At 51.2% G+C, this 14,207-nt stretch carries 11 protein-coding genes; 4 read left to right on the plus strand and 7 right to left on the minus strand.

All coding sequences use genetic code 11. From position 1 onward, the window contains the following. Window positions 1–8: 8 nt before the first annotated feature. The gene (locus EDM59_RS26270) at window positions 9–776 is read right to left on the minus strand and encodes an ABC transporter ATP-binding protein (RefSeq protein WP_122926372.1); all 768 of its coding nucleotides are present in this window, start codon (window positions 774–776) and stop codon (window positions 9–11) included. Window positions 777–956: 180 nt separating this feature from the next. Beyond that, the gene (locus EDM59_RS26275; RefSeq protein WP_122926373.1) at window positions 957–1,616 is read right to left on the minus strand and encodes a glycosyltransferase; all 660 of its coding nucleotides are present in this window, start codon (window positions 1,614–1,616) and stop codon (window positions 957–959) included. Window positions 1,617–1,868: 252 nt separating this feature from the next. Between EDM59_RS26275 and gdhA the strand changes: the two genes are divergently transcribed. Beyond that, window positions 1,869–3,254, plus strand: a complete 1,386-nt coding sequence (gene gdhA / locus EDM59_RS26280) for an NADP-specific glutamate dehydrogenase (RefSeq protein WP_122926450.1) — start codon at window positions 1,869–1,871, stop codon at window positions 3,252–3,254. A gap of 144 nt (window positions 3,255–3,398) precedes the next feature. Here the strand turns inward: gdhA and EDM59_RS26285 are convergent, their stop codons facing one another. Next, complete coding sequence (locus EDM59_RS26285) at window positions 3,399–6,074, minus strand: YhgE/Pip domain-containing protein (protein WP_122926374.1); 2,676 nt, start codon at window positions 6,072–6,074, stop codon at window positions 3,399–3,401. A gap of 145 nt (window positions 6,075–6,219) precedes the next feature. Then, window positions 6,220–8,055 (minus strand): SgrR family transcriptional regulator, encoded by a 1,836-nt coding sequence (locus EDM59_RS26290; RefSeq protein WP_122926375.1) that lies wholly within the window; start codon window positions 8,053–8,055, stop codon window positions 6,220–6,222. 118 nt (window positions 8,056–8,173) lie between these two features. Here EDM59_RS26290 and EDM59_RS26295 point away from each other — a divergent pair, with 118 nt between their 5' ends. Beyond that, window positions 8,174–9,433 carry an MDR family MFS transporter gene (locus EDM59_RS26295; protein WP_122926376.1) on the plus strand — a complete coding sequence of 420 codons (1,260 nt, stop codon included), beginning with the start codon at window positions 8,174–8,176 and terminating at the stop codon, window positions 9,431–9,433. Between the two features lie 105 nt (window positions 9,434–9,538). Here the strand turns inward: EDM59_RS26295 and EDM59_RS26300 are convergent, their stop codons facing one another. After that, a complete protein-coding gene (locus EDM59_RS26300) occupies window positions 9,539–10,126 on the minus strand; it encodes an NAD(P)H-dependent oxidoreductase (protein WP_122926377.1) in 588 nt (195 codons plus the stop codon). A 121-nt stretch (window positions 10,127–10,247) separates the two neighbouring features. Here EDM59_RS26300 and EDM59_RS26305 point away from each other — a divergent pair, with 121 nt between their 5' ends. Next, window positions 10,248–10,682, plus strand: a complete 435-nt coding sequence (locus EDM59_RS26305; protein ID WP_122926378.1) for a MarR family winged helix-turn-helix transcriptional regulator — start codon at window positions 10,248–10,250, stop codon at window positions 10,680–10,682. Window positions 10,683–10,866: 184 nt separating this feature from the next. Here EDM59_RS26305 and EDM59_RS26310 read toward each other — a convergent pair whose 3' ends face one another. Together EDM59_RS26310 and EDM59_RS26315 are read right to left on the minus strand one after the other, a co-directional pair. After that, the gene (locus EDM59_RS26310; protein ID WP_122926379.1) at window positions 10,867–11,610 is read right to left on the minus strand and encodes an SDR family oxidoreductase; all 744 of its coding nucleotides are present in this window, start codon (window positions 11,608–11,610) and stop codon (window positions 10,867–10,869) included. 160 nt (window positions 11,611–11,770) lie between these two features. Next, window positions 11,771–12,358, minus strand: coding sequence for a TetR/AcrR family transcriptional regulator (locus EDM59_RS26315; protein WP_246011253.1), 588 nt, complete (start codon window positions 12,356–12,358; stop codon window positions 11,771–11,773). Between the two features lie 148 nt (window positions 12,359–12,506). On the opposite strand from EDM59_RS26315, the gene EDM59_RS26320 reads away from it, so the two are divergent. Beyond that, window positions 12,507–14,207, plus strand: a complete 1,701-nt coding sequence (locus EDM59_RS26320) for a hypothetical protein (protein ID WP_122926381.1) — start codon at window positions 12,507–12,509, stop codon at window positions 14,205–14,207.

Genomic DNA, 14,207 nt, shown 5'->3' on the forward strand with positions numbered 1-14,207 from the left:
CGTACCTCCTAGTCCGTTTCCTGAGATGCACCAAGCTCGGCGAGTACATCCAGAATTTGTTTGAAAAAGGAGGAGCGGTCTTCTGTGCGATGGATTTCTTTGTACAGGCTTCCATCCTGAATAAATAAAATGCGCTGGCAATAGCTCGCACTAAAGGCATCGTGTGTCACCATCAGGATCGAGACGTGGTGGTTTTCGTTCAAATCGCTCATCGTCTCCAGCAAGCTTTTCGCGTTTTTGGAATCGAGTGCCCCTGTCGGCTCATCTGCCAGCAAAATCGCCGGTTCATGCACGAGTGCGCGAGCTGCCGCTGCTCTTTGCTTTTGTCCTCCAGATACCTGCACAGGATACTTCGTCAGAAGCTCCTCTATCCCCAGCGTTTTCGCGACCTTTTTCACCTGCTCCCGAATTTGCGTGGAAGGAATACCCTGCAGGGAAAGTGGCAGCGCAATATTTTCGTACATCGTCAAATTCTCCAGCAAATTAAAATCCTGAAAGATAAAGCCAAGTCGCTGCGACCGGAAATCTGCCAGCTGATTCTGGTTCATTTTCGTGATGTCGGTTCCGGCGATCTCAATGACGCCTTGGCTCGGGCGATCCAGTGTCGAAATGACATTCAGCAGCGTAGTCTTTCCGGATCCAGATGGACCCATGATGCCAACGAACTCGCCCTCCCGAATGTTCAGCGTGACTCCCTTAAGTGCATGGGATTGGCTTTCTCCCTTTGCTCCGTATATTTTTTGGACCTGTTTGACTTCTAGGACAGATGTGTTCATCAATCATGCTCCCCTCTTCTCTGTTTCGTACCTACCGTTCTGGTGTGTGGCAACGGTTCTAACTGTACCGATTTTCCAGAGAGGGAGCCATTGATCTATCTAACAGTTACCTTACTCTTTTGTAAGAAACCTACAGAAAAAAAAGGCACGGAATGGAACATTCCCCGCCTGAAGACCATGCTATTCAGATAATTGATCAGGATATTGCTTGATCACTCCGTCCGAGATAACGTCCGCCACCCGCCAAATGTGGTCGATTCCTTTATCAAACGCGGTAAAATCTGCATCCCAATCTTTATTGAGTCTGGCATCCAGGACATCCGTAACCAGCTGCAGGTGCGTATGTAGCATGTCTCGCAAAACATTCAGAGACCAATTCGCATTGAGGCCGCTGAGAAGATTGGCGATGTCATCGGCATTTTGGTACCACTCCGTATTGTGCGATTTCAGCTCCACCTGATTATTGCTTTTGGCTGCATCCAGAATCTTTCCGATGAGAAGGACATGTTCACTCAACAGCTGCGCGAGCTTATTCCCGGAGTCCTCGCCATAAAAGGGCTTGATTGCATTGCCAATATCCACCTGATTTTGCATTAGCCTTTCCAGCAGCTTGTTTTGATCTGGGAGTCCATCGATGGAGCTGGTGATGTAGTTCCTTGTCCAAGTCACCTGATCCGTCCATAGCTTCCGCATCTCATCATGCAGCACTGCACTGTCTGCTTTTTGGAAATCCTCCTGCTGGCTGTGACCACTATTCTCCTCGGCTTCCACAACAACCGGAGAACTGAGCAATCCCTGACAGAGAAGCAGGAGTATCGCCTTTTGGAAATTTCTTTTCAACAGTCATCCTCCTCTTTTCATGAATGAAGGTACTTCAACTATTCTTAACCGAAACTCGCCTTCCATTCTTAGCCGGAAAAATCCCTTCCAGAAACCGCTTTTGATTTTCCATCTCATTTCGGCATCGATTTAGCTCCAAATTTGAATTGTTACGATAAATTTTCGATTATACAATACTTCAAAGCAAACCTTCGCACGAGCAGTAAGTATATAAAGAGAGAGAATAAAAACAAGAGGAAGAAGATGAGAGGAATGGCAGCTCTGCAAGAAGAAATTCACTTGGATTCCATGAAGGTCGCACAGGAATACGTCAATGAAGTCTACGAGACCATTCAGACGCGTAATCCAGGCGAGCAAGAGTTTCACCAAGCTGTGAAAGAAATTTTCGATTCTCTGGTACCTGTATTCGCCAAGCATCCCAAGTACATGAACAATGGCATTCTGGAGAGAATCAGCGAGCCTGAGCGTATTATCACCTTCCGTGTTCCCTGGGTAGATGACTTTGGCAAAGTGCGGGTAAATCGCGGGTTCCGTGTACAGTTCAGCAGTGCGATTGGTCCGTACAAAGGGGGCATTCGCTTCCACCCCTCCGTCAATGCCAGTATCATCAAATTTCTAGGCTTTGAGCAAATCTTTAAAAACGCCTTGACTGGCCAGCCCATCGGTGGCGGAAAGGGCGGGTCGGACTTCGATCCAAAAGGGAAGTCGGACGGGGAAGTCATGCGCTTTACTCAAAGCTTCATGACAGAGCTGTGTAAATATATCGGTCCAGATACCGATGTACCTGCAGGAGATATTGGCGTAGGCGCACGCGAAATTGGCTACATGTTCGGACAGTACAAACGCATTCGCGGCGGCTTTGAAGCAGGCGTCCTGACGGGAAAAGGTCTGGGCTATGGGGGAAGTCTGGCCCGTACCGAAGCAACCGGTTACGGTGTCGTGTACTTTGTTGAGGAAATGCTGAAAGATCAGGGAGAGAGCATGAAAGGCCGCACGGTTGTCGTATCTGGGTCTGGCAACGTCTCGATCTACGCGATGGAGAAAGCCATGCAGCTGGGCGCAAGTGTGGTGGCATGCAGCGACTCCAATGGTTACATCTACGACAAAAACGGAGTGAATCTGGAGACGGTGAAACGTCTAAAAGAAGTAGAGCGAAAACGAATCTCCGACTATGTCAAGGAGCACCCGCAAGCAGAGTATCGAGAAGGCTGCTCCGGCATTTGGGAGATTCCTTGCGATGTCGCACTGCCGTGTGCTACCCAAAACGAGATCGACGCGAATTCTGCTCGCATTCTCGTGAAAAATGGGGTGCGTGCAATTGGCGAGGGGGCCAACATGCCTTCCACCCTCGAAGCCATCGAAGTGTTCCTGCAAAGCGGTGTTCTTTTTGGCCCTGCGAAAGCAGCCAATGCCGGCGGGGTTTCCGTATCAGCACTGGAAATGGCTCAAAACAGCATGCGACTGGCGTGGACATTTGAAGAAGTGGATGCCAAGCTGCACGAAATCATGATCAATATTTATCGAACCAGCATGAAAGCAGCCGCGGAGTACGGTCACCCTGGCAATCTCGTCGTCGGTGCCAATATCGCCGGCTTCATCAAAGTGGCGGACGCCATGATGGTCCAGGGCCTGGTGTAACCCCATACGATCGGCATTAGAAAATTTGGCTCCGCTAATCTTTGTGGCGGATCCAAGTTGCCCTTATACTGGCTAAGAATCTTTTACATTCTTTTTGTATAAAGCAAGCAAGGACAGCTCGAAGCGGCTGTCCTTGCTCTTTTTTCAGGCAATAATTTTCGTCTTCTTTGCGTTCTCCGTAGATTTTTTGATCAGACCACTGAGCGGACGCTTCAGCACGAGAGCGACAAACAGGCTGAGTCCGATGAAGCCGAGCAGAAAGAGAATATCCCGTATCGCCGTCTGCCAGAGGATTCCCCCCACACCTTCACGCAGCAGGCTGATCGCATACGTAAACGGCATAAACGGATTCAAAGCCTGGAAGAAAGCCGGTGTCATGCTGATGGGAAACGTCCCGCCTGAACTGGAGAACTGGAACACCATGAAAATGATGGCGAGACCCTTCCCCACGTTGCCAAAGACGGACAAAAGCGTGTACGTAATGGTGACAAATACCGCACTGACCAGCATGGCGAACAAAACGAACGGCAGCTTATCCGCGACATAGGCTTCTAGCAAGTAGATATCCCCTAGCGTAATGAATAGCGCCTGAAACATCCCGATCGTCAAAAATGTCGCCAGCCTCCCCAAATACAGCTGATACGCCTTGTATCGCTCACCCGGATTGTCTGCCTCCGCCTTCAGCAAGGAAATCAGCAAGGTCGCCCCCACCCATAAGGATAGGACTCCGTAAAAGGGAGACATGGCAGAGCCGTAGTTGGGAATCGGGTATTTGCGATTCTCCTGGATTTGCACAGGGCTTGCCAAAAAGTCGCTTTCCGCCTGGATATCCCCGCGCAACAGCTTGGCGAGAGCAGCAAACTGATTGTTCCCTTCAAACTCCCGAAGCTTATCGGCAGCCTCGGAAACCGCTCGCTCTAGCGCAGGAAGATCTTCGCGCACCAGAGCGGCGACTCGATGTACGCCTGATTCGAGCTGCGGCAGCTGGTTTCGTACAAAATCAGACAGTCTTCTAAGCTCATTTTCTGCGTTAGGCAGGTCATTTTGGATGAAACTGGCTGCTGCATCCAGCCTCTTCCCGATTTCCGGCAGACTGTTTTTCAGCAGGGGTCCAACGGTCGTTACCATTCTGTCCAGTTCATCCACTTTGGCTGCGAGACCCTGCGACAGCTCGTGGACCTTTGCTCGAATCTGCGGCATTTGCTCCTGTATCCGTTTCAGCTCTGCCTGACCAAATTCCAGACCAGCGCGTGCATCCTTTAAAATCGCGGCAAGATCCGGCAATCGCTCCTTTGCTGCCTGCAAACGGTTAGCTGCCGTACCTGTTACTTCTCTCAGCTTTTCTATAGCGGCAGATATTTGGGGGACAATCTGTGAATCGTACTTGGCGAGTATGGAGCCCAAGACATCGCTTGTCTCGAGTGCATGCTGTCGCAGCTGCTCGATTGTCTCCCGAAGCGGTTTCTTTCCTTCTTCCAATGCTTTCGCAACAATACCGATCAGTTCTACCTGTCTGTTCAGCTTTCCAAGAGCATCCTGCAGACGGTCTATCTGTACCTGCAGCGGCTGACCAGGCAAGTAAGCGTTGAGTCGCTCCAGCAAAGAGGCGGTATGCGTGAGCACCCGTGCGACGGTGGTCAACCTCGCCTGCACCGCTTTCACCTCGTCTGCGGTGGGCCAGCGATCTGGATTTGTCTCGAGCAAACGATCTGTCAGCAGAGCGGCCGCATCCGCAGCTTGCTGCGCAAACTCGAGGTTCTGCGCTGCGACAGGTGCGATAGACTCCCACGCTCCCTCATGCGCTGTCAGAAACTCGTTCATCTGATCGGCAAAAGCCGCACCCTTATCCGCTATGTCTCCGATACGTGGCAGCGCATCCTGTGCCGCAGTCACGACCTCCAGCGCCTTGTTCGTCTTTTCGAGAGCCAGATTGACCGTCTCTTCTACCTGATGAAATCGCTGATCCAGCTCCTGCACGCGATTTGCCGCCTGATGAATCTGCGGAAGCTTGTCCTGCACGGCGAGAATCTGCGAGATCGCCTCATTGATTTTCGGCCAGTTCTGCTGGATTTTGAGCAAGTACGAAGCAGCTTGATTGATCTCGGGAATTTTTTCTTCCAGTGCAGGTATGACTTGCGCCTTTTCATGAATCTCAGGCAGCTTCTTTTCCAGCTCCAGCACTTTTTGACCCGCAGCCTCGATCTGCGGAAGATTCTTCTCGAGAGCAAAGATACCCTGTTCGATCTTACGGATTGTCGGCAGCTGCGCCTCGACCTCGATACCGATTTCCTTTAGTTTTTTCAGTAACGCCCCACTGACAGCCTCCGTGAAATTTTCGTTGATTTCCTTCGCGATCGCAGAGACCCCTGATGAGGTAATCTTGGGAGCGACTGCGTTCACTTTTTCGTTTACGGTGTAGATAACGGTAGGCCTATCAAGCTTTCCCTCCGCAATACCGGTTATCTTGGCGGAAAAGTCTTTTGGTATGAGGATGCTGGCATAGTACACCCCCGTATCTACTCCTTTTTCTGCCTCTGCTTCATCGACGAAGGTCCATCCCAGCTTTTGATTGTGCTGCAAGTTTTTGAGCAGCTCTTCTCCGATATTGATGGATTGTCCCGCTACGGTTGCACCCTCATCCTGGCTGGTGACTGCGACCTTGACGCCTTGTGTATTCGCATAGGGATCCCACACCGAGCGGATATTGACCCAATCGTAGAGGCATGGGAGCAGCGCAATGGCAACGATGAGAAAAACGCCCGTCGGCACCTTGAAAATGTTCAGCCAATCGGTCTTGTAAATCTGCCAAATCGAACGCATAACGTACCACCTAGTAAAAGAGATAAGGAACCCTGATTCTTCCAAGAAGATTACCATAAAAGCAAAGGAACGAGAATCCTAGTTGTAGTATGTGTTTTTTACGAAAAATAAGCGGCCAGGATTCCCCCAGCCGCTTTTGTCTTACTCATCCGGCGTGTATCGCCTGCGGATGAAACCAGATTTTATCGAAGTCGAGCCACCCGGAAGCATTGATAGAGACTCCTCGGACTGCTTCGTGGTAAGATGCGCTGCTCTTTTTGTAGACGAGATAGAGGACCGAATGGGTCTGCCTCATCAGGGATTCCAGATCGTCGAGCAGCTCCTGACGCTTTGCGGCCACGGATTCACGGAACAAGGCTTCTGAAAGCTGTTGGACACGCTCGGCCGTATCGGGCTCATAGGCGGCAAGAAAGTAGTTTTTTTGCAGGTACATTTCCAGCTCGCAGACCTCGTCACCCGTAAATACGTTCCCGAACAGCCGACAGTCATACTGCCCCCAATCTTCGTAATCCATCAATTCTTCCAACGGCTTCACATCCAGCTGGCTTTGGATTCCAAACGACTGCAGCCGCGCATGAATCCATTTCGCATCCTCCTGATGATAGCTGTTGGACGCCATGCGGAAGACTTCTCCCTGATAGCCGCTCTCTTGCAGCCACACCTGGATTTGTTCCAGACTCGCTGCCTCTTCGCGCTCCGTTTGCCTCACCGCTTGTTGCGGGCGAAACCCTTTGGCCGGGAAAACGAGATCTCCGCCCAAATCAGCGATCATTTGTTTCCGGTCAATGATATGCTGCAAGGCCCGCCGAAAAGACGGGTGATTGTGAGGGCCCTGTTTCCATTGGTTAAAAACCAGCATCGTACAGCAAGCAAACAGCATTTCCGCATCCTGCCACCCACAGTCCTCGCTGAGCTGTGCTGCCAGCTCCCCTTGGTTGGGATCGCTATAGGAAGTGAATACGGAGGTCCAATCCGGCTCTTTCAATCGGCCAGGCTCCACGGTAGGCAGAATCAGTACTTCGACCCGATCCAGCTGCGGCCTGCCGCGAAAATGGGCGGGAAATGCCTCCAGCACACAAATCCCCTCCTGCATCCTCGCCACCTGAAAAGGTCCTGTTCCCACCGGATGTCTCGCAAATTCTTCTTCGCTTTTGAGTACGACTTCCTGAGGAACAATGCTGGCAGGAACGGTAGACAAAAAGCGCAAAAACAACGAGTTTGCCTGCTTCAGCAAAATGTGCACGGTCTTGTGGTCGAGCGCACGCACCTGCACGATGTCGCGAAACATCCAGCACGATTCAAACCGCTCCGGACGCAATCGAACGCGATCCAAAGAAAAGACGACGTCCTGTGCAGACAGCTCTCTCCCATGGTGAAACAGAATGCTTTTTTTCAAATGGAACGTCCAGCTTTGTCCATCAGCACTCGCCTCCCAGCAGTGGGCGATGCTCGGCTTGATCATCCGTGTTTCCTGATCGTATTCCACTAGCGTATTAAAAATCTGCCCACCCATATGGGCATCGAATGTGTAAAAGGATAAAGCAGGATCCAGCGTGACGATCTTACGGTATACAGGGAAACGCAGTGTATCCTCCAGGCGATCGGAGACTATTTGCGTCGAGAAGCCCATTCCTTCCGACAGCCAATCCATCAGACGATTCTTCACGGAGTTCTGCCCAAATCGGTTCATCAGCTCCATCGCCTCGCTCACATCGCCTTGCTCCATCCTGGTCTTCACTTCCTGCAGCAAAAGCTCTTCTGCATCGGCCAGAAGCGTCACGACCGAGGTATTTCCCCGCCCACGCCCTGCGCGCCACTCGATCCATCCCAGCTCACTCAGCTTGCGGATGATGATTTTCGTGTAGCGTGGCGTACAGTGCCAAATGCCAGAGAGCTTTTCAATAGTGACAGGGAAAGGCACATGAGCTTCTCTGTCCGGAAAAGAGGAACGAAGCTCTAAAAAATGCAGAACTGGCAACATACGAACCCTCATTTCATGGAAAAAAGGTGAACGATCTCCTTCAAATCATACCCTTTTTCTCTTGTTCAAGATAGATATACTCAAAGGTACAAAGACCATACCTGAGGGGGAGACACAAATGAATGGCATTTGGCAAAAGCTCCGGACGATGGCTCACTTTCATCCCGTCGCATGGGGCGTAATTATCGGAACCTTCCTGTCACGTACAGGCTTTTTTATGACCATACCATTCCTGGGCATCTACTTGGGAAAGGGGAAAGGAATCGATCCAGCCACCGTAGGGGCGATTCTGGCAGCGAGCTTTTTGGTCGGGACGCTTTGCAGCTTCGTCGGTGGAGCTCTATCAGATCGACTGGGACGTTACCCCGTGATGATCGCCTCTATGGCAGCCTGGAGCCTCACCTTGCTAGGCTTTGCCTATGCGGATGAGACGTGGCAGTTCTTTCTGATGAGCTCGCTAAATGGACTATGCCGGAGTATCTTCGAACCGACAGCGCGGGCTCTTCTGGCAGATGTTACCCCTCCCAAAAGACGCACAGACGCTTTTCAGGCGCGGTATTTCGCCATTAACATCGGCGGTGCCATCGGTCCTCTTCTCGGCCTGAAGCTGGGTGCAGGCAGTACGTCCTCACTCGTACCGTTTTACATCAGTGCTGCTATCTTTGCCTTTTATGCGATCGCGCTGGTCGTCTTGATGCTATTGTTCCGTCAGGGGCTGCAGGAAAAGTCCTCGGCCACACCTATGCAGGAGATGGTCCGGGTCGTTTTCACCGATAAAGTGTTTCTCTACTTTCTTTTGGGAAACGTCTTTCTCGCCGGCGCGTATTCCCATCTCGATACGACGCTTTCCCAATACATCGGCCATGATCGGATTGAAGCCTACTCGTTTTTATTTATCATCAACACGCTCTCTGTCGTGATTCTGCAATATCCGCTGGCCAAGCTGATGAAACGCTATTCTTCCCTGACGTCCCTGAAGGCAGGATGTCTGCTGTTCGGACTGGGTCTGTTCGGATTCGGAGTGTTTGAGAACCTGGTGCTGCTCGCTTTCTCGATGGTCGTATTTACTGCCGGAGAGATTCTGAGCTTTGTGATTGGCGATGTGCTGATCGGAGAGATCGCTCCCAGCCATTTGCGCGGAACCTATTATGGCGCCAGCGGGTTTGCCTTTATCGGACAGAGCGCCAGTGCCTGGTTCGGAGGAATTTTGCTCCACTCATTGGGCTTCGGGCAAGGCCCACTTATCTTTGCGATTCTCATGCTGCTGACCTTTATCGCCTATCCGTTTTTCCATCGCGGACAACAGCTGTGGGAGCTGCGCCTCGGTCAGTCCCGTACGAATCAGGCAAGCAGCAGTATAGAGCTGACGAAAAGCTAAAACGATCCCATTCATCCAAAGGGAGTGTTACTCATGACAGTCATTCAACAATTTCAAGCTCTGCTCGGGAAGCTTTTCTCTTTTGGCGGCTTGCAGGCTGCTTGGTTACTGCGCTACCTGCCTAAAATAGCGATAAACCCGCTCCAGCTTCTCCTCATGCCGCCCCTTGGGGCTCTCCATACTGCCAAACTCAAAAAATTTCACTTTTTTCATACCTACAAATTGAAACAGGGCTCTCTTCATCAACACTTTATGTGCATTATTGAGCCAAAGGAGCGGGTAATGCGTAGGGCCCTTCATCGTGGATATGCAGACAACCGACTTTCCCGTAAGCAACCCCTCTGGAAACAGTCCCTTTTTATCGCGGTAAGCAAACTCCGATGCAAACATCTGGTCGATGTACCCGAGTAGCATGGCAGGCGGGCGTCCCCACCAAATCGGATACACCAGTACGATCTTATCAGCCCACGTAATCTGATTGCGATACCGCTCCAGCCGGGGATCCCTATGCATATCCCGCCTGCGCTTCTGTTCATGGAAGACGAGAACGGGATCAAAGCCTTCCTCGTAGAGATCGAGTACCTGCACTTCCTCGATCAGGGGGTTTTCCTCGCTCCCCTGCACGACCTTTTGCAAAAAAGCAAAGCTAAGACTCTGATGGTTCGGATGTGTATAGATCACGAGCAGTTTCATCTCAACACCTCGTTAGTTATCATTTGATAACAAAAAGGTAGCACGCACAAATATAGTTGTCAAATGATAATTGTTAAATGACAACTAATTTGCTATCGTAACGATAAGAGGTGATCTCTTTATGGACAAAACGGCTTTCTTTCAAAAATTCGTAGCCTTCACTACAGCGGTCCACCAAGTAAAGCACGAGATGACCAAGGATTTGAAACCCGCCGACATTACCCCTGTCCAATACAGCATCTTGGAGTATATAGCTGTCCAACAGCCCGTCACTCTCAGTGAGATCAGCGACTGCCAGCATATGTCCATGCCCAATACGAGCCGCGAAATCCGCAAGCTGACGGAAAAAGGCCTGTGCGAAAAATCGGCGGTCGCCCAGGATCAGCGCAAGCAATCCATACGCCTGACCCCAGAGGGCAATGCCTTGATGGCCGAAGCCTTTGCACGAATTGAGGCACGTTTTTTCCATCGGCTTCAGGGAGCTTCCGATGAAGAGCTGAAAACGATAGAGCAAGCTTTGGACGTACTGCAAGCCAAAGTTTTTCATACTGAGTAGCGATGGCATCACTCAAGAAGAAGCGTTCGCTGTTTATGCTCAGTCTCTCCGCACTCCTTTTGCTGCTTTTCTTTTTTCCTGCTTGGACTCCTGAAATCAGAGACGAAAACGGAAGGGCTGGCAGCTAATCGCTCCAATCGCAAAAAGGGAACTGCTCTCATGCAGCTCCCTTTCTTCGTTTCTCTTATATAAATCCGCCGTTTACACGCAGAGTCTGTCCAGTCACCCACTGCGACTCGGGGCTTGCCAGAAACAGAACCACGCGGGAGATGTCTTCGGGCTCACCGATTCTGCCCATCGCATTCATGCTCCCAATCCGCTGCGCTTCCTCTTCTGTTTTCTCAGCGGTAAACAGCTCTGTGTTCACAGGTCCTGGGGAAACCGCATTGATCGTAATGCCTTTTGGGCCAAATTCTTTAGCTAGCTGGCGTGTAATCTGTTCGACGGCTCCTTTGGTCGCAGCGTAGGCACTGTACCCAGGAAACATCTGCCCTGCGACAGAAGTAGAGAAGTTGATGATTCGCCCCTGCTCGTTCATATGGAGGGCCGCCTGCTGGCAAGCGAAGTAGGTCCCTTTGACATTGATGGCGAACTGCTGGTCAAAATCAGCCTCTGTCATGCTTGTGATTGGCTTCGTCATCATGATGCCTGCATTATTGACGAGAATATCTACCTGGCCGTACGTCTCCAGCGTCTTCTGGAACAAGCTCTCCACCTGCGCTACCTGGCTGATGTCCGCCTGAATCGCAGTCGCCTCTCCACCCTGCGCCGTGATTTCGGCTACGACTTCCTCCGCTTTTCCTGAACTGGCGGCGTAGTTCACAACTACCTTGGCCCCTTGTCCAGCAAGCTCTACCGCTACTTTCTTCCCGATCCCTCGCGATGCTCCCGTTACCAAAGCAACTTTACCGGCCAGCTTTTTCTCCATGACGTATCCCACCTGTTTTCTAAAATGGTGAATAGCACCTGTATTATAGTTGCCCAACTTAACAAATGTCAAATAACAAATTTCGTTTTTTGTCATTTGATTCGTTTTGCGTACAAAAAAACCTCTCTGCGCCGTGATCAGAAAGGTTTTTGCCTATATGCTATACGAGCCCTCTCAAGAGCAGCTCCCAGACCAATTGAAAATCATCTTCTTCCTCGTCCGCCAGCCAATGCTGGGCATGAGCGGGATGATGAAACCTCGACGTTGCGAGGAAAATGGCTCTTGCTATGGATTCCGGATTACCCGGTTTCCATTCCTTCGCTTGGATCCCCTGCTCGACGATCCTGGCAATCTGCTGGACCAAATGCTCGGCGTGCGCTTTGACCATCTCTACCGATCCCTCGGTTTCAGAAGCGTACATGGCAAACATTTCAGCGTCTGTGGTGAAGTACTCTTTTTTCGAGTTTCGCAGAGTGGTTAGCCACCGATGCAATCGTTCTGTCGCGCTCCCTTGCGTCTCGCTTGCAATTTCCTCTAACGGGGCGCTGATACAGCCTTGGAGCCATCTTTGTGTGACAGCCTCACGCAAAGCAGCCTTGCTCGGAAAGTGTCGATATAACGTACCGTGACTGACCTGCAGTACTTTGGCTATGTCGACAACCGAGGTCTTGTCCGGTCCAAAACGCCTGAGCACTTGTTCTGCCGCGTCCAATATCATTTCCTTTGTTAATGGCAAATCATGACTCATCGGAACGTCCATCCCCCTTTATCTCTCTTTCATCATACCTTACTTTCGACAAAAGTAGAAAATCAAATGCTTGTCTTTCCCTCACTCCCTCCGCTATATTTTGAATATACAGCTTCTTCCAAAAACATTTATCTGATAGGAGATTCCGATGAGTATCACTTCGACCATCCCTTCTCTTGCCACCCCGCTGCAAACACAGACACGCATCACCAAGCCATCACCCAATCTGGACCCGCACGACGAATGGTACCAGATCGAGCTTTCGTCCACAGATGCGATCGAAATCCACATCAACAATCTGACTCATCCCGCCTCCTGCATCACGGTCTACGACAATTTCGGCACCCAGTGCGGGCAAGCCATGTGGACGCCCGGTTCGCCGCTCATTCTACCGTTCTTCCCCGAAGACGACGGGCTCTATTTTATTCGTCTAACGGAGGGTCCCGATACAGATCCCGATCACGTCTACCAGCTGTTCGTCGACAAGTACACCCGTTTATCCGGAACGATGATCAACGCATCACCGCTGTCCGCTCAAAACGGGCCCTATCTCCTCGGACCCGACGATGTGGTCATCCCGCCCGGCCAAAGCCTGACAGTGGAAGCGGGAGCGACCATCAACGTCCGCGGTTCGAGCAGAATCGTCGTACAGGACTCCGGGGCGCTCTATCTTTGCGGCGAAGCGACCAACCCGATCACGATCATTGGAGCCATCGGTGACCCTGCCAAACACACGTGGAATCAGCTCGCAGCCTCGCCGCAGGCAGTGACCGTCCTCTCGCATCTCATCGTCCAGTACGACAACGATGAAAATGGGGCAGAATTTCTGACTACGCCCACTCCCTTTTTAGCCCTAGCTTCCTCCCTGCGAGAATTCACCGCCACGACGGAAGAGGCCACTCTCTGCAAAAGGGCAAGCATCGTCCCTCCTGCGGCTCGTCTGGCCTACATCAAATCCTGGTTTAAGCAGGCGAGCCCTTATCACTTTAGCTTCTTCGGAGAGCTCTTGCCGATTGAGCTCTATTTTGGAAATGACGTCACGACCTTTGCAGACTGGGAAATAGAAAGTCTCCGTGTCAGCCATGAACGCTTTGAACAAGGTCACACCAACTATTGGGACTTCGTCAACGGCAACTTTACCACTGATCTCGTTGAGGCAGCCCACCTGTTTGCCAACAAAGAGAGCAGCCCTGAGCCCCGCATCCAGCGCATGATCGACTTCCTCACCATCTGCCAGAACTGGCGCCAGACGCACGGCTGCTTCAAATGGTACGATCTCATCAATCCTTTTCACAAAGCAGGGGACGAATTTGAAAAAACGTTTGAGGAACTAGCTCCCGTCTTTTGGCGGGCACACAACACATCCATCGTGTATTGGGACAAGCTTGCTCGAGAACTAGGGATTTGGAAGAGGGAAAACTTGCTGGAGCAGCAGTTCATCAATTCCGTCATTATCCGGGTTCATTTCGCTGGGGATTTGCCTTTTGCCATTCCTGGCTACGGAAACAACATTCCCCCGATCGGGTTTGTGGGCATCTCCATCAACCACGGCCCACTGAGTTATCCCAAGGTCTACCCGATCCCCGCCCCCGAGCACGATGTGAACTACGGCACGCTCTCGGTCGCGAATTACCTGAAGTTTTTCTTCGATACCCTGCTCAACAAAAAGACCAACTCCATTTACACCTGGTGGATTCCCTCCCAAGCGGATCAGGAGTTATACGCCTTGCTTCAGGAAAAAGGAATCTCGGTCGATTCGCCGCCAGAGGATTGGGATCGCGAGTTCATCCAGCCTTCCCAAAAAACGCTGGAAGAAATTCAGCACTACTACCTGTCAGTGCGGCCATGA

The sequence above is a fragment of the Brevibacillus nitrificans genome, assembly GCF_003710965.1.
Lineage (GTDB): Bacteria > Bacillota > Bacilli > Brevibacillales > Brevibacillaceae > Brevibacillus > Brevibacillus centrosporus.